Origin of the sequence: Salinispora mooreana, assembly GCF_000379065.1 — a bacterium.
GTDB lineage: Bacteria > Actinomycetota > Actinomycetes > Mycobacteriales > Micromonosporaceae > Micromonospora > Micromonospora mooreana.
Genome location: NZ_KB900614.1, coordinates 129,802 through 144,389 on the forward strand (window position 1 = coordinate 129,802; position 14,588 = coordinate 144,389).

Annotated in this window: 16 protein-coding genes and 1 pseudogene; 9 read left to right on the plus strand and 8 right to left on the minus strand. The window is 71.2% G+C overall.

The genetic code is table 11. The features are described from left to right. Positions 1 to 72: 72 nt before the first annotated feature. The 5 genes from fabI to SALPAC6_RS0100650 form a co-directional block, all read right to left on the minus strand. Complete coding sequence (gene fabI, locus SALPAC6_RS0100625; protein WP_018251510.1) at positions 73 to 840, minus strand: enoyl-ACP reductase FabI; 768 nt, start codon at positions 838 to 840, stop codon at positions 73 to 75. Between the two features lie 14 nt (positions 841 to 854). Next, entirely contained in the window at positions 855 to 1,592 is a 738-nt protein-coding gene (fabG, locus tag SALPAC6_RS0100630; protein ID WP_018251511.1) for a 3-oxoacyl-[acyl-carrier-protein] reductase, read from the minus strand. 602 nt (positions 1,593 to 2,194) lie between these two features. Then, entirely contained in the window at positions 2,195 to 3,145 is a 951-nt protein-coding gene (locus SALPAC6_RS0100640; RefSeq protein ID WP_018251512.1) for a VWA domain-containing protein, read from the minus strand. After that, on the minus strand, positions 3,142 to 4,161 hold the full coding sequence (locus SALPAC6_RS0100645) for a DUF58 domain-containing protein (protein WP_018251513.1): 1,020 nt from the start codon (positions 4,159 to 4,161) through the stop codon (positions 3,142 to 3,144). The genes SALPAC6_RS0100640 and SALPAC6_RS0100645 overlap by 4 nt, the downstream gene beginning before the upstream one ends. Then, positions 4,140 to 5,240, minus strand: a complete 1,101-nt coding sequence (locus tag SALPAC6_RS0100650) for an AAA family ATPase (RefSeq protein ID WP_018251514.1) — start codon at positions 5,238 to 5,240, stop codon at positions 4,140 to 4,142. The genes SALPAC6_RS0100645 and SALPAC6_RS0100650 overlap by 22 nt, the downstream gene beginning before the upstream one ends. 241 nt (positions 5,241 to 5,481) lie before the next feature. Between SALPAC6_RS0100650 and SALPAC6_RS27045 the strand changes: the two genes are divergently transcribed. From SALPAC6_RS27045 to SALPAC6_RS0100660, 3 genes are read left to right on the plus strand one after another with little or no spacing between them, the layout of a single operon-like run. Further along, a complete protein-coding gene (locus SALPAC6_RS27045) occupies positions 5,482 to 5,706 on the plus strand; it encodes a hypothetical protein (protein ID WP_080635981.1) in 225 nt (74 codons plus the stop codon). 22 nt (positions 5,707 to 5,728) lie between these two features. Continuing rightward, positions 5,729 to 6,277, plus strand: a complete 549-nt coding sequence (locus SALPAC6_RS0100655) for a PH domain-containing protein (protein WP_018251515.1) — start codon at positions 5,729 to 5,731, stop codon at positions 6,275 to 6,277. Then, positions 6,274 to 7,731 carry a PH domain-containing protein gene (locus tag SALPAC6_RS0100660; protein WP_026189203.1) on the plus strand — a complete coding sequence of 486 codons (1,458 nt, stop codon included), beginning with the start codon at positions 6,274 to 6,276 and terminating at the stop codon, positions 7,729 to 7,731. The genes SALPAC6_RS0100655 and SALPAC6_RS0100660 overlap by 4 nt, the downstream gene beginning before the upstream one ends. A 36-nt stretch (positions 7,732 to 7,767) precedes the next feature. Here the strand turns inward: SALPAC6_RS0100660 and SALPAC6_RS0100665 are convergent, their stop codons facing one another. Then, complete coding sequence (locus tag SALPAC6_RS0100665; protein WP_026189204.1) at positions 7,768 to 8,841, minus strand: phosphatase PAP2 family protein; 1,074 nt, start codon at positions 8,839 to 8,841, stop codon at positions 7,768 to 7,770. A gap of 116 nt (positions 8,842 to 8,957) precedes the next feature. Here SALPAC6_RS0100665 and SALPAC6_RS0100670 point away from each other — a divergent pair, with 116 nt between their 5' ends. Both SALPAC6_RS0100670 and SALPAC6_RS0100675 read left to right on the plus strand, forming a co-directional pair. Further along, a complete protein-coding gene (locus SALPAC6_RS0100670; RefSeq protein WP_018251518.1) occupies positions 8,958 to 9,350 on the plus strand; it encodes a thioesterase family protein in 393 nt (130 codons plus the stop codon). Continuing rightward, positions 9,347 to 10,174 carry an MBL fold metallo-hydrolase gene (locus tag SALPAC6_RS0100675; protein WP_018251519.1) on the plus strand — a complete coding sequence of 276 codons (828 nt, stop codon included), beginning with the start codon at positions 9,347 to 9,349 and terminating at the stop codon, positions 10,172 to 10,174. The genes SALPAC6_RS0100670 and SALPAC6_RS0100675 overlap by 4 nt, the downstream gene beginning before the upstream one ends. 7 nt (positions 10,175 to 10,181) lie before the next feature. Here SALPAC6_RS0100675 and SALPAC6_RS0100680 read toward each other — a convergent pair whose 3' ends face one another. Then, positions 10,182 to 10,682, minus strand: coding sequence for a MarR family winged helix-turn-helix transcriptional regulator (locus SALPAC6_RS0100680; protein WP_026189205.1), 501 nt, complete (start codon positions 10,680 to 10,682; stop codon positions 10,182 to 10,184). 69 nt (positions 10,683 to 10,751) lie between these two features. Here SALPAC6_RS0100680 and SALPAC6_RS0100685 point away from each other — a divergent pair, with 69 nt between their 5' ends. Together SALPAC6_RS0100685 and SALPAC6_RS0100690 are read left to right on the plus strand one after the other, a co-directional pair. Next, positions 10,752 to 11,996 (plus strand): multidrug effflux MFS transporter, encoded by a 1,245-nt coding sequence (locus SALPAC6_RS0100685; RefSeq protein WP_018251521.1) that lies wholly within the window; start codon positions 10,752 to 10,754, stop codon positions 11,994 to 11,996. A gap of 367 nt (positions 11,997 to 12,363) precedes the next feature. Continuing rightward, complete coding sequence (locus SALPAC6_RS0100690; protein WP_188115245.1) at positions 12,364 to 13,401, plus strand: lytic polysaccharide monooxygenase auxiliary activity family 9 protein; 1,038 nt, start codon at positions 12,364 to 12,366, stop codon at positions 13,399 to 13,401. Positions 13,402 to 13,499: 98 nt separating this feature from the next. Here SALPAC6_RS0100690 and SALPAC6_RS29590 read toward each other — a convergent pair. Continuing rightward, positions 13,500 to 13,676: pseudogene (locus tag SALPAC6_RS29590) on the minus strand (hypothetical protein); the annotation flags it as partial. Between the two features lie 173 nt (positions 13,677 to 13,849). Between SALPAC6_RS29590 and SALPAC6_RS28760 the strand changes: the two are divergent. Further along, on the plus strand, positions 13,850 to 14,029 hold the full coding sequence (locus SALPAC6_RS28760; protein ID WP_018251524.1) for a hypothetical protein: 180 nt from the start codon (positions 13,850 to 13,852) through the stop codon (positions 14,027 to 14,029). After that, entirely contained in the window at positions 14,026 to 14,436 is a 411-nt protein-coding gene (locus tag SALPAC6_RS29850) for a GNAT family N-acetyltransferase (protein WP_026189206.1), read from the plus strand. The genes SALPAC6_RS28760 and SALPAC6_RS29850 overlap by 4 nt, the downstream gene beginning before the upstream one ends. Positions 14,437 to 14,588 lie beyond the last annotated feature (152 nt).

The window sequence follows — 14,588 nt, forward strand, 5'->3', positions numbered from 1 at the left end:
GGACAACGGCCCCAGGGTCACCCGCTGACCTTACGACGGCCCCTGCGCAGACCACAGGGGCCGCCGGTCGGATCAGGCGCCGATGGCGTGGTAGCCACCATCGACGTGGACGATCTCGCCGGTGGTCGCCGGAAACCAGTCGGAGAGCAGCGCCAGACAGGCCCGGGCGGCCGGCTCGGAGTCGGTGAGGCTCCAACCCAGTGGCGCCCGCGCCGACCAGGCATCCTCGAACTGCGCAAAGCCGGGGATCGACTTCGCGGCGATGGTACGCAGTGGCCCGGCCGCGACCAGATTGCTGCGGATGCCCTTCGGGCCCAGGTGCAGCGCCAGGTAGCGGCTGGCGGACTCCAGGCCAGCTTTGGCGACGCCCATCCAGTCGTACACCGGCCACGCCTTGGTGGCGTCGAAGGTGAGCCCGACCACCGCGCCTCCCGGCGCCATCAGCGGCAGCGCCGCGGTGGCGAGGGCCTGGTACGAGTAGGTCGAGACGTGCACGGCCGTCGCGACGTCCTCCCACGGCGCGTCGAGGAAGCCGCCGCCGAGGCAACTCTGCGGGGCGAAGCCGATGGAGTGGACGATCCCGTCGAGGCCGTCGACGTGCTCCCGAACCCGGTCGCCGAGCGCGGCCAGGTGCTCGCGATTGGTCACGTCCAGTTCGATTACCGGAGCTGGCTTGGGTAGCCGCTTGGCGATCCGCTCGACCAGGGAGAGCCGACCGTAGCCGGTGAGCACCACCTGCGCGCCGTTCTCCTGCGCGAGCCGCGCCACCGAGAAGGCGATCGAGGCGTCGGTAATGACGCCGGTGACCAGCAGCCGTTTACCGGCGAGCAGTCCTGACATGTCGATGTCTCCTCTCAGTGCCCCATACCGAGGCCACCGTCGACCGGGATGACCGCACCGCTGATGTAGCCGGCGGAGTCCCCCGCCAGCCAGGTGACGGCGCTGGCCACCTCGTCCGCTGCGGCGAACCGGCCAGCCGGGATGGCCTTGCGGTACTCGGTCTTGAGGTCCTCGGGTAGCGCGGCGGTCATATCGGTCTCGACGTAGCCGGGTGCCACCACGTTCGCGGTGATGTTGCGACTCCCCAGCTCCCGCGTGATGGAACGGGCGACGCCGACCAGGCCGGCCTTACTGGCGGCGTAGTTGACCTGACCCGGGCTGCCGTAGAGCCCAACCACCGACGAGATGAAGATCATCCGACCCCACCGGGCCCGGAGCATCTTGGTCGAGGCGCGCTTGGCGCAGCGGAACGCGCCGGTCAGGTTGGTGTCCAGCACCCCGGTGAACTGCTCTTCGGACATGCGCAGCAGCAGCGTGTCATCGGTGATGCCGGCGTTGGCCACCAGCACCTCGACCGGGCCGAGCTCCGCCTCGATGGCGGTGAACGCCGCGTCCACGGAATCAGAATCCGTCACGTCGCAGCGGACGCCGAAGAGTCGGCCGGCACCAGTCTCCGAGTCGGCCGCGTCGGCACCGGGCGCCGCCCCGCTCCGGTAGGTAACCGCCACCCGGTCACCCTGCTTGACGAAGGCCTGAGCGATAGCCAGACCGATACCGCGGTTACCCCCGGTCACCAGCACGGTACGGGCCACGATTCCCCCCTCAGCAGAAGATCTCCACGTCGCGTCGGAGCCTAGGGGTTACCGACAGGTAAGCGCTAGCGCGCCACGGCACCGACCGCCACCGACACGGTGAAACCCACCCCAACCACCCGGCGACTGTCACCCCCACCCGTCCGCTTCGAAGCCGCACCCACCAGGGTGTACGATGGCGCCGTTTTGCGAGCCCGCCTTACGACTCGCATCCCTGGGCCCCGCCGACCGCAGGAGGTGATCGCTGTGCGAGATAGCGATCCTCCGAGTCGTGGCCGGGCCGACCGTCAGCCCGCTGAGTCCCGTTAGCACGGCTGACCAGACCCGCTCCCTCGCGTAACCCGAGTGCCGGCCCCACGCCGGGCCGATCACCGGGTGGCGATCGGAGCTGCCGGCCACGACTGTGTGTGCGCGTTCTGACCGTCCTTCCGCGGGCCTCGACGCCCGCTCCCAGTCGCCACCGGAGCCGATTCCCATGAACCGTTACGTCGCCCCCCTGGGCTTCATCCTGGCCGCGGTCTGGGTGGCCGTCCTCTTCGTCCTGGCCGGCGGCGGTCACTGACCGCTACCACATCCCAGCCCGGACGCCGCCAACGGTGGCGTCAGACGATCCGGGAGGACCACAACAGACTGGTCGCCCCGGCACAGAGCGCCAGCAGCAGCGCCACCCCGACGTACCACTGAGTGATCTCGCGCGGTTCGGTCCGGAACCCGATCGACGAGCCCATGTCCTGGTAGACCTGCTTCAGCTCGCTCACCGAGGCCGCCTCGTAGAAGTACCCGTCGGTCGTCTCCGCCAGATCCGCCAGGGCGAGCCGGTCCACCGGCACCCGTTGGCGTTGGCCACCGATGTCGACCTGACCGCCGTCGGTCCCGAAGGCGATCGTGGAGACCGCCACGTTCGCCGCCTGCGCCGCCGCGGCGGCCTCCTCGACCGACCGGCCCGACGTGCGATAGCCGTCGGAGAGCAACACGATCCGGGCCGGCGGAATCCCCGCCGCGCCGTCGGCCGGCACCGACCGAATCGCCTCCAGACAGGTGAAGACCGCCTCCCCGGTCGCCGTCGACTCGGCCAGCGCCAAGCCGTTGATGGCGGTGGCCACGGCCTGCCGGTCCTTGGTCGGCGACACCAGCACGTTGGCCGCCTTCGCGAACGAGACCAGCCCAAGGTTGTAGCTGGCCGGCAGCTCGGCGATGAACTGCTGCGCCGCCTCCTTGGCCGCCGCCAGCCGGTTCGGGGCCACATCGTCGGCCTGCATGGAGAGGGAGACGTCGACAGCGAGCATGACGGTGGCCCGTTCCAGGGGCTGCCGGGTGTCGATCGACGGCCGGGCCAACGCCGTGGCGAGCACCAGCAGGCAGAGGAGGAACGCGGTCGCCGGTACGTGCCGACGCCACCCGAGCCCCTTCGGCGCGATCGTACGCAGCAGCTCCACATTCGTGAACCGCAGCGCGTATGCCCGGCGGTGCAGCTGCCGCCACACGTACAGCCCGGCGAGGGCGAAGACCGGCAGCACGGCCAGGAGCCACCACGGTTGCAGAAAACGAATCATCGTGTCGTCCCCCGGTTGCGGGTGTGCCGCTGCGCGGCGACGAAGCGCACCATGTCCAGCAGCCAGTCGCGGTCAGTGCGCAGTCTCAGGTGGGCAGCGCCCCCGGCGCGTAGCGCCGCGGTGATCTCCGCCCGCTGGGCGGCAGCCGCCTCGGCGTAGCGGCGGCGCAGCCGTGGGTCGCCGGTCCGTACCTCATGCAGTTCGCCGGTCTCCGGGTCCACCACCGGCAGTACGCCCACGTCGGGCAGCTCCAGCTCACGCGGATCGAGTACCTCGATGGCCAGCACGTCGTGGCGTACTCGTAGCTTGCGCAGCGGCCGGGCCCACTGGGCCGGCGGCGCCAGGAAGTCGGAGACGATGACCGCCACACCACGCCGCCGAGGCGGCCGGTTCAACTGGTCCACCAGGGCGCCGAGGTCGCCGCGGCCGGGCCGGATCTCGGTGCCGGCGACGGCCCGGACCAGGGCCTGCACCTCCCGTCGACCCGAGCGAGCGGGCAGCCGGATGAAACGGCCGGGTCCGGCCGCCGGCACGTCCCGACCAGCGGCGGCCGGCTCGCTCCCGGTGCCGATCACCGCGCCGATCCGGTTGCCGCCCCGGCTGGTCAGGTGCGCCAACGCCGCGGCGGCGGCCACCACCACGTCCCGCTTGAGCCAGCGGCCGGTGCCGAAGTCGAGGCTGGCCGAGAGGTCCACCGCGAGCCACGTCTCCAGTTCCCGGTCAGCCACCGTGCGCCGCACGTGCGGCATCGTGGTACGCGCCGTGACCGGCCAGTCCATCCGTCGAACGTCGTCACCCGGACGGTATTCGCGCGAGTCCCCCGCCTCGCTACCCGGACCGGGCAGCAGGCCGACGTAGTCGCCCTGGAGCAGACCGTCGAGCTTGCGGGTGACGAGCAGGTGCAACCGGGACAGGGTGGCCTCGGTACGCCTACGGGCGGTGGGGTCGACGGATTCGCGGCCGGTGGTGTCGGTTGACCGACGGACGGGTGGGGTCACGGCTGCTGCCCAGGCCACCCAGCACCAGGCGGCACCCCGGCCGGGGCAGGGCTGGCCTGCTGGCGTGGTGCCACCGAGGGCAGTGGGATCGTCGCCAGCACCCGGCCGACGACGTGGTCGGCTGGCACCTCGTCGGCGAGCGCGTCGTAGCTCAGCACCAGCCGGTGGCGCAGGATGTCGGGCGCGATGTCCTGCACGTCCTGGGGTAACGCGTAGTCCCGGCCGCGTAGCAGTGCCAGGGCCCGGGTGGCGCGGACCAGGCCGAGCGAGGCTCGTGGGCTCGCCCCGTACTGGATGTGCTGGGCGACGTCGGGCATGCCGTGCTCGGCGGGGCTCCGGGTGGCCAGCACCAGCCGAACCGCGTAGTCGATCAGGGCATTGTGCACGAAGACCTGGTCCGCCTTGCGTTGTAGCCCGACCAGGTCGGCGGTGGTGAGCACCGGGGCGGGTTCCGGTGGCGCCACGCCCATCCGGTAGACGATCTCCCGCTCCTCGGCGGCTGTCGGGTAGCCGACGACGATCTTCATGAGGAAGCGGTCCCGTTGTGCCTCCGGCAACGGGTAGACGCCCTCCTGCTCGATCGGGTTCTGGGTGGCCATCACGAGGAACGGGTCCGGCACCTGGTGCGTCTGGCCACCGATCGAGACCTGCCGCTCACCCATCACTTCCAGGAGCGCCGACTGCACCTTCGCGGGCGCCCGGTTGATCTCGTCGGCGAGGAGAAAGTTGACGAACACCGGCCCCAGTTCGACATCGAACTTCTCGCTCGACTGCCGGTAGATCCGGGTGCCCATGATGTCCGCCGGGACCAGGTCGGGCGTGAACTGCACCCGGCCGAACGACCCGCCGACCACCGTGGCGAGGGTGTCCGCGGCGAGTGTCTTCGCCACCCCCGGTACCCCCTCCAGCAGGCAGTGCCCCCGCGCGAGCAGCGCGACGATCATCCGCTCGACCATCCGGTCCTGCCCGACGATCACCCGCTTGACCTCGAACAGCGCCCGTTCCAGCAGGGTGGCGTCCGCGGCCGGGGTGCTCTGCGGAGACGGCGGGGTCGACCCGTCGGAGGTCCTGGCATCGGGCGTGCTCGGCTGGGCCACCGGTCCTCCACAGCATGATCGGTACTCGGGGTGTGGTGCGTACAAGACTGACATGATCGGTGGCGGTACGTGGCGGCGGCGAACCCCCGCTTCCCGCCCCGCGGTCCGATCCGCCGAACTCGCCGTCAGCGGGGTAGACAGCTATCGGTACGGGACGTGTACGATTCACCCGTCGCCGGGCGGCTCCCCCCGTGGTCGCCCGGCGCTCACGCTTCTCCCCGGCCACCTTAGACTGGCCGGGATGGATACCCCAGCAACCCCTGCCCTGGTCTGCTCAGCTCGTGGCTGTGCGGCCCCCGCCCGGTGGGCGCTGCGGTGGAACAATCCCCGCCTACACGACGCGACGCGACGTAAGACCTGGCTCGCCTGCCCCGAGCACCGGGTGACGCTCGGCGACTTCCTCAGCGCCCGGGGCTTCCTCCGCGAGGTTGCTCCGACGGCCGAATCACCTACTCTCGACTCGTGAACGCGCACAACGGAACCGCACGGTGACCGGCGACGACCAGGCCGGGCTCCCGCCCGCTGCCCCACCACCGACCGGTCCCCCACCCGGTCCGCTGGAGCCCTGGCCGGAGACCGTCCGCTGGCAGTCCGTCTCCACCGACCTGATCTGGGTTGAGTTGCTGCGACTGGCCGCGCTGATCGTCATCGTGCTGGCCGGGCTGGCAGTGGGGTGGGCGATCAGCGGCCAGGCGGTGTTCGGGGTGGCCCTCACCGGAGTGCTCCTGCTGACCGCGCTACGGACGGTCACCATCGCACGGGCCGTACGTGCGTGGGGGTACGCCGAACGCGAGGATGACCTGCTGGTCCGACACGGCCTGCTGGTGCGCCGGCTCTCCATCGTCCCGTACTCGCGGATGCAGTTCGTTGATGTCAGCGCCGGCCCGCTGGAACGGGCCTTCAACCTGGCTACCGTCCAACTGCACACGGCGGCGGCGGCCACCGACGCTCGAGTGCCGGGGCTACGCCCGGCGGAGGCGTCCCGCCTCCGCGACCGCCTCACCGCGCTCGGCCGCGATCGGGCGGAGGGTTTGTGAGCGAGCCGGCCGCGCGAGACCCAGAAGAGACCCGACCACCGGACCCACCGCCGCACCCCGGGGGGTATCCACCCACCCCGCCACCGCACCCCGGCTGGTACCCAGCGGCCGGCATGCCCACCCCACCGGTGCCCCCGCCCACCGAGCGCCGGCAGCGGCTACACCCGCTCTCCCCCGCGTTGCACGGCGCCAAGTCGCTGGTCGTGGTCATCGCCGCGCTCTCCTGGTCGACGTTGTCCCGGGTCGGCGTCGGCTGGTTCGCGGTGCTGGCGGTGGTGCTGGCGATCGGCGCCACCGTGCTCGCGGTGGTCAGCTGGTACAACACCGGCTATCACGTCGTGGACCGCGAACTGCGGGTACACGAGGGCCTACTCTGGCGACGCATCCGGGCGATCCCGCTGGAGCGGCTCCAGGCCGTGGAGGTGGTTCGGCCGTTACTCGCCCAGCTCACCGGATTGGCGGAGCTGCGCCTCGAGGTGGTCGGCGGCGGCAAGACCGAGGCACCGCTGGCCTATCTCAGCGTGGCCGACGCCGCCGCCCTGCGACAGCGGCTGCTCGCGTTGGCCGGTCCGCAACCGGAGGCCGCCGCCCTGGCACCCGGCACGCCGCAGGTCTGGCCGGAGGCGACGCCCCCCGGCGAACCACTGCACGTCGTCCGGAACACAGACCTGTTACTGAGCCAGCTCCTCACCCCACAGACCTTCATGATCCCGTTCGGGGTGGTCTTCGTGGCGACGCAGTTCCTCTCCGGGGATTCCTGGTCGTTCGTCGCGGTGGCGAGCACGTTGACCGCGATGGCCGGGGTGCTGCTACAGCCGATCCGCCGAGTGCTGGACAACTGGAACTTCCAGCTTGCTCGTGATGTCGACACCCTGCGGACCCGCAACGGACTGCTGGAGACCCGGGCGCAGACCGTGCCGCTACACCGGGTACAGGCGGTCGGTGCGACCTGGCCGCTGCTGTGGCGGGCGAAGGGCTGGCTGCGGCTGCGGCTGGAGGTGGCCGGCTACTCGACGGGGGAAATTGATGTGCGCAACCGACCAGACCAGCTTCTCCCGGTCGGTCAGCAACCGGTCGCCGAGGCGATCCTCGCCGAGGTGCTGCCCGGGGTACGCCTTGACGACCTGCCGCTGACCACACCTCCGCCCCGGGCTCGCTGGCTGAACCCGTTGAGTCAGCCGGTGCTCGGTGCCGGGCTGCACGAGCGGGTGTTCGCGGTCCGCTCCGGCCTGCTCACCCGCCAGATCGTGGTCGTGCCGTACGCGCGGATCCAGAGCGTACGAGTGGTGCAGGGGCCGGTGCAGCGACGATTGGGGCTGGCGACGGTGCACGCGGACACCGCCGGCGGCGCCGGGGCCGCCGCCAGCGACCGAGCGGTCGCCGAGGCGTGGGCCCTGGCCGCCGAGCTAACCGCACGCGCGCACCAGGCGCGCCGCGCCAACCGGCCGCAGTAGTGAGCGGCTGGTCCAGGTAGCGAAGCTCGGCGCCGATCAGCGGCCGGCGGCCACCGCCGCATCGGCCGGCGCCGAATCGGACGGCCCCGTGCTGGCTGGCGCCGGATCGGGCAACGCCGCGGTGGCTGGCGCCGCCCCAACCGGCCGGTCTGGGACGCGCCGGGCACGTCGGGCCGCCCACCAGCGCTCGGCCAGGCCCACCACCAGGAAGGCCATCCCCACATACACCCAACCGACCAGGACATCGATCACGTAGTGCTCCCCGGAGTAGACCAGGGTGAAGGTCATGGCCAGCGGGTACGCGAGCAGCAGCGGCCACCACCGCTTCCGCGTCGCACGCAGGAAGAACAGCACCACGAACAGGGCGAACGCGGTGTGCAGCGACGGCATCGCGGCGACCGGGTTCGACGCGAGCTGACCGGCGTTGAGCAGGTTCCCCGCGCCGTGCAGCCCGAAGGCCTTCCACCCCCGGGTGGAGATCCGGGCCACCTCCTCCAGCAACCCGTTCTGCGCCGCCCACCACGGTGGCGCGGCGGGGTAGAGGAAGTACGTCACCAGCCCGGTGGCGCAGAGGAAGCCCCAGCGACGCATGAACGCCGCCCACCGCCGGCGGTCCCGCAACCAGAGCACCGCGGCGGCGGCCAGCGCCACGACGAAGTGGGAGAAGTAGACCCAACTCACCAACACGTCCCACCAGCGCACCTCGGGCTGGTACAGGTGCTGCTGGAGCCAGACCGTGGGCACCTGGCCGCCGGTGGCCCAGCCGAACATCACCCGGTCGGCGACGATCAGTTCGTAGGCGTGCGGTGTCGCCCCGTTGTCGGCGAAGCCCCGAGAGAGGTTGTAGAGCACAAGCAGTAGCACCACCGGCAGCCAGTCGCGGGCAAAGCGCAGGTGGCTACGCCACGGCCGGGTGGAGTTCCAGGCGATGGTCGCCGCCCACATCCAGACGAAGGCGTAGACCGGATCGGTGGGCAGGCCGATGGCGAGCCAGCCGATGACGAAGGCGACACCCCACACCGACATCGTGATCATGCGACGGCGCCCGCCGTCGGCCACCGCCGGTGCCTCGGTGCGGGCAGGCTGTTGGGGATCAGTTGGAGCAGACATCGCGGTCCAGGCTAGCGACGGTGGTGCAGCGGCCGACGCAGGAGGCGCTCCCCGCGCTTCCGGGTGGTTCGGCTCAAGCGTGGCCGGCCCGCCATCTGACGCATAGGCTGGTGACCATGCAGGAGTCCTTCTCCCCGGGCTCGACCGCTCGGGTGGAGCTGACCGTCACCGATGCCGACACCGCCCAGGCCATTGGCTCTGGCGACGTGCCGGTCCTGGGCACGCCACGAGTTCTTGCCCTGGCCGAGGCGGCGACGGTCGCGGCGGTCGCCCGCCAGTTGCCCGGGGGCGCCACGACCGTGGGAGTCCGGGTCACGCTGGACCACCGCGCCGCCACCCCGGTCGGCCGGACCGTGGTCGCGCAGGCTCGGCTGACGGAGGTGGACGGTCGGCGGCTGCTCTTTGCGATCTCCGTCACCGAGGGCGGCTCCACCGTCGCCGAGGGGCGGGTGGAACGACTCCTGGTTGACCGGCAGCGCTTCATCGGGCGGGCCGGGCGGTCGTCATGACCCTTCGCTTCGTCGAAGTCGCCGACCGGGTGCACGTGCTGCGCGAGCCGCTGCTACAGGTCAACGTGACGCTGCTCGTCGGCGACGGCGCGGCCCTGCTCGTGGACACCCTCTCCACGGCCGGCCAGGCGGCGGAGTTGGCCCGGGCGGCGCGGGCCGTCACCCCACACCCGTGGGTGCTGGTGAACACGCACCACCACTTCGACCACTGTTTCGGCAACGCCACTCTGGCCGGCGATCCGCCCTGCCCGGTCTACGCGCACCCGCTCGCCGCCGCCGCCCTAGGCGACCCGGACCAGCTACGCCGGGAAGCATGTGCGGAGATGCGCGACGAGCAGCCCCACCTCGCCGAGGAGTTACTCGGCGTCGACATACTGGCGCCGACCCACCTGGTTGACCGGCGGGAGGTGCTCGACGTGGGTGGCCGCCAGGTCGTCCTGCGGCACCTGGGGCGGGCGCACACCGCCGCGGACCTGGTGGTGCACATACCCGGTGCGGAGGTGCTCGTCGCCGGTGATCTCGTGGAGCAGAGCGGCCCGCCGGCGTTCGAGGATTCGTACCCGTTGCGGTGGCCGGAGGCGGTCGCCGAGCTGCTGCGAATGACGACCCCGACCACGGTGGTAATACCGGGACACGGCGACCTGGTTGGCCACGAGTTCGTGCACGCCCAGCACGGCCTGCTCAGCGACCTGGCCTGGCAGATCCGGGCTGGCCATGCCGGTGGGACACCAGCGGAGCGGGTGGCCGCCGAGGCACCCTTCGGTGCCCGTCCCGCGCTGATCGCCACCCGCCGCGGCTACGCCGAACTCAACGGCGAGCTCTGACCGGGATCTAACCCGAAGGGTCCGAGTCCAGCAGGTCTGCCAGGCAGGTCAGGTACGGGGTGGCCGCCACGACCGCCGCGCGCGCCTCGGGCGAGAGCCGGGTCACCGCGGCGCCGAGCAGGGCGGCACGCTGCTGCTCGTGATCGGCGATCCGAGTGCGGGCGGCGTCGGTGAGGCGCAGCCGGGCGGTACGGCGGTCGGCCGGAGCGCAATCGCGGTGCAGCAGTCCGGCGGCCACCAGGTCCCGAACGAGGGTGCTCACCGTGTTGGGTGCCGCGTGCAGGCGACAAGCGGCATCCTTCACGCTGACATCCGGATGGGCCCGGACCAGCAGGAGTAGCTCGACCTGGGCCTCCGGCAACGGGATGCAGCTGACGTGCCGGGCCGCCGCGCGCCGCAGCCGGCGGTGCAGCTCGCCGACGACGGCACCCAACGCCGCCGTCGAAGCGGGGTCGAGGCACGGCACCGGCCGCGCCGTCACGTCCTCGGCCGCCACCGTATCGCCCACCTCACCTCGAAAGACTCTGGATGCAGAGCTAAGGTTACCCGGTTGACAGGCGAACTCCAGGGGACCTCAGTGACGCAGACCGCACCACCGACCGCACCTGCCGTAACCACTCCCGCCGGCCAACCGCAGCCGGCGGGGGTCGGTGGTGGGCTCGGTCTGCTGCTCCTACTCGGGGCGATCACCGCGATCGGCCCGCTCTCCCTGGACATGTACCTGCCGGCGCTCCCCACCATGGCCCGTGACCTGGACGCGAGCCAGGCCCAGATTCAGCTCTCCCTCACCACCTGCCTGATCGGGCTCGCCCTCGGACAGTTCGTCACCGGTCCGCTCAGCGACCGCTGGGGCCGGCGCCGCCCGGTGCTGATCGGCCTCACGGCGTACTCTCTGCTCGCCCTGGCCTGCGCCGCGGCGCCCAGCGCGCCGGCCTTCACCGTCCTGCGGTTCGCCCAGGGCTTCGCCGGCGGCATGGCCGCCGTGGTGACCCGTGCCGTCGTTCGCGACCTGTACTCAGGTCGGGCGGCAGCGAAGTACTTCTCCCGGCTCACCCTGGTCTTCGGTCTCGCCCCGATCGCGGCACCGACCGTCGGCAGCCTGGTGCTGCGGTTCGGGTCGTGGCGGACCCTGTTCGTCCTCCTCGCTGTCGTCGGCGCACTGCTCACCGCCGTGGTGGCGGCTCGGTTGCCCGAGACCCTGCCCACGCATCGACGCAGCCGCGACGGCCTCGGCGGCACCGTTCGGTCGCTGCGCGAACTCCTCACCGACCGGGTCTACCTGGGGTACACGCTGACCCAGGGGCTCGCCTTCGCCGGGCTGTTCGCCTACATCTCCGGTTCGTCGTTCGTCTTCCAGGACGTGTTTCACCTCTCGCCGGGCACATTCGGTCTGCTGTTCGGCCTCAACGCGTTGGCCTTCGTGGCGGTCGGGCAGGCCAACGTCCGCATGCTGGACCGGTTCCCGCCCCGCACCCTGTTGGTCAGCACCCTCGCGGTGAGTGCGGTGGCGGCCACTGGTGTGCTGGCCGGCGCGATCGCCACCAGCCAGCTACTCCTCATGGGCGCGCTGCTGGCCTTCATCGGATCGCTGGGCATGGTGATGCCGAACGGCACGGCCCTCGCCCTCGACCGGCACGCGCACCACGCCGGGACCGCGGCAGCGCTGATGGGCGCCCTCCAGTCGGTGATCGGATCGCTCGCCGCTCCCCTGGTCGGGCTGGGCGGGGAAGGCAGCGCCGTACCGATGGCAGCGGTACTCGCGGCCTCCGCCGCACTGTCGCTCACCGCCGCACTCACCCTGGCCCGTCCCCAGCGCCCCTGATCGACCACTCGCGGCCGCGGGGGTTCGCTCCACCGACCTCGGTGACATACGCCACCTGAAAAGGACACTGGCTACTGGCTATTGCGATCGAGCACCTCACCGTGTTGCGATAACGGCGCCGGACGACGCAGGGCTATCGCGCCGTCCGCTCGGGCACCCACGCGAGGGCAACGATCCAAGGACGGATCGCAGGTTCGCGTGCCCCTCACTCCTGCGCACGCCGCCTACACCGTGACCGCTCGTCGCTGCGGGCCGGCCGGGTGCCGCCCCGCGCCCGTCACCCGCGGGGTGGTAGGCGCCCCGCGAGTCAGGAGATCCCGTGTCCTCCACTCGAACCCGAACGGCCGCCGCACTGCTCGCCGCGGCCATGACTCTCCTCGCCGCCGTCGTGGTGCTCATCACCAGGTCAGAGCCGGCGGCGGCGCACGGTGCCGCCATGGTCCCCGGCAGCCGTACCTTCCTCTGCTGGCGGGACGGGCTTAGCCCCACCGGTGAGATCCAACCGCACAACCCCGCCTGCTCGGCGGCGGTGGACCAGAGTGGGGCCAACTCGCTCTACAACTGGTTCAGTGTGCTGCGCTCCGACGCCGCCGGTCGTACCGTCGGTTTCATTCCCGACGGCCAGCTGTGCAGCGGCGGAAACTCCGGATTCCTGGGCTATGACCTGGCCCGCACCGACTGGCCACTGACGCACCTGACCGCCGGCCAGAGCATCGAGTTCCGCTACAGCAACTGGGCGCACCACCCCGGAACGTTCTACTTCTACGTCACCAAGGACAACTGGAGCCCAACCCGCCCGCTGGCCTGGAGCGACCTGGAGGAGCAACCATTCCTGGCCGTCACCAACCCACCCCATCGGGGCGGTCCGGGCACCAACGACGGGCACTACTACTTCACCGGAACGCTGCCGGCCGAGAAGAGCGGCCGACACCTCATCTACTCCCGTTGGGTCCGTTCGGACAGCCCGGAGAACTTTTTCGGCTGCTCGGACGTGACGTTCGACGGAGGCAACGGTGAGGTGACCGGCATCGGCCCCGGTGGCACCCTCCCGCCACCGAGCCCCACCACCGCACCACCGAGCCCGACCACACCGCCGCCCAGCGGCGACTGTATGGCGGTCTACAAGGTGATCAACGCGTGGCCGGACGGCTTCCAGGGGGAGGTCGAAATCATGAACCACACCGCCACCACCTGGAGCGGATGGACGGCGAGTTGGACCTGGCCCAGCGGTCAGGCAATCACCCAGCTCTGGAATGGCACGCACACCCACTCGGGATCGGCGGTAGCGGTGACCAACGCGTCGTACAACGGCACGGTGGCCCCGGGGAGCAGGACCACGTTCGGCTTCCTCGCCAGCCTCACCGGACCGAACATGTCACCGACAGTGACCTGCACCGGTAGCTGAACCGCGGGCCACACCCGGGCTGTCACCGGTGGCGGTCGGCACCGCCCTGGTCCGCAGAGCAGAGCGGTGCCGACGTCGCTACGACCTCGCCGCCCGGATCACAAGGTGGTCCACTCGGTACAGATCGGACCGGAGTCAGCCGGGGTGCAGACCAACCGGGCCGGTCCCGGAGCGGCGTCGTCCAGCATGAAGCGTCCCAGACCGTCGGCGTCGGTGCCGACGGTCGACTCGGAAGCGGGCTGCTCTACCTGCACCCGAGCCGGCTGTGGCGGCACCCTCGGCCTCGTTGGTGGCGCTCCACCTAGCCTGTTAGTCGCTGCACTCCTGGCCAGGTACGCCTGGCGACCGAGCCGCAGCCCTGGCAGGTGGCCGGTCGACCCCGGCGGGCCGGGGTCTCCGCCTTCGGGATCAGTGGTACCAGCGCGCACGTGGTCGTGGAGGAGAGCCGGTGTCGGCGAGCGTTGCCGAGTCCCGGAGCCCCGCCGTCGTTCCCTGGCTGCTCTCCGCCAAGTCGCCGGTGGCCCTGCGGACACAGGCGGCCCGACTGGCCGCGATGACACACTCCGCGCCAGAGCTCAGCCCGGTGGCCGTGGGCTGGCCGGCACCGGCATCGACTGCCCGGCCATGACCCAGGACCTGTTCGAGAAGTACGTCGACTTCTTCGTCCGGGTGGGCTACTTCCCGCCGCCCGGCGCACACCCGGCGGCGGCCTCCGCCGGCGGTCGCCTCCACATCCGGCCGGCAACCACCGCCGACCTGCCGCGGCTGGCCCAGATCTGCTACCAGGCCTTCGAGGACACCAACGCCTCGCTGGGTCTACCACCCGAGTGGTCCTCGGAGCAGGCGGTGCTGGAGATGCTCCAGGGACGACTCGCCTCACCAAGCTGCGTGAGTGAGGTCGCGGTCGATGCGGCGGGATCGGTGGTGGGCTTCAACTTCCTCGTGTTGGGTGAGGAGGTGGCCGCCATCGGACCGTTGAGCGTCGCCCCCGACAGGCAGGGAGGTGGGTGGGCCGGAAGCTCATGGAGTCGATGATCGCCGCCAGTGACCGGCTTGGCTGGCCCTCCGTGCGCGGGGTCCAGGTCACCAACAACACATGGGGCTACCGGCTGTACTCATCGCTCGGCTTTGTGCCGCAGGAACAGCTCTCCCTGATGGCGGGCTTATCCCGGGCCGGCTGGCACCGG

Coding starts and splice junctions, on each gene's coding strand:
- SALPAC6_RS0100690 (WP_188115245.1), top strand. CDS start 12,364: ATGACTCTCCTCGCCGCCGTCGTGGTGCTCATCACCAGGTCAGAGCCG.
- SALPAC6_RS0100640 (WP_018251512.1), bottom strand. CDS start 3,145: ATGATTCGTTTTCTGCAACCGTGGTGGCTCCTGGCCGTGCTGCCGGTC.
- fabI (WP_018251510.1), bottom strand. CDS start 840: ATGTCAGGACTGCTCGCCGGTAAACGGCTGCTGGTCACCGGCGTCATT.
- SALPAC6_RS27045 (WP_080635981.1), top strand. CDS start 5,482: ATGGATACCCCAGCAACCCCTGCCCTGGTCTGCTCAGCTCGTGGCTGT.
- SALPAC6_RS0100670 (WP_018251518.1), top strand. CDS start 8,958: ATGCAGGAGTCCTTCTCCCCGGGCTCGACCGCTCGGGTGGAGCTGACC.
- SALPAC6_RS0100665 (WP_026189204.1), bottom strand. CDS start 8,841: ATGTCTGCTCCAACTGATCCCCAACAGCCTGCCCGCACCGAGGCACCG.
- SALPAC6_RS0100675 (WP_018251519.1), top strand. CDS start 9,347: ATGACCCTTCGCTTCGTCGAAGTCGCCGACCGGGTGCACGTGCTGCGC.
- SALPAC6_RS29850 (WP_026189206.1), top strand. CDS start 14,026: ATGACCCAGGACCTGTTCGAGAAGTACGTCGACTTCTTCGTCCGGGTG.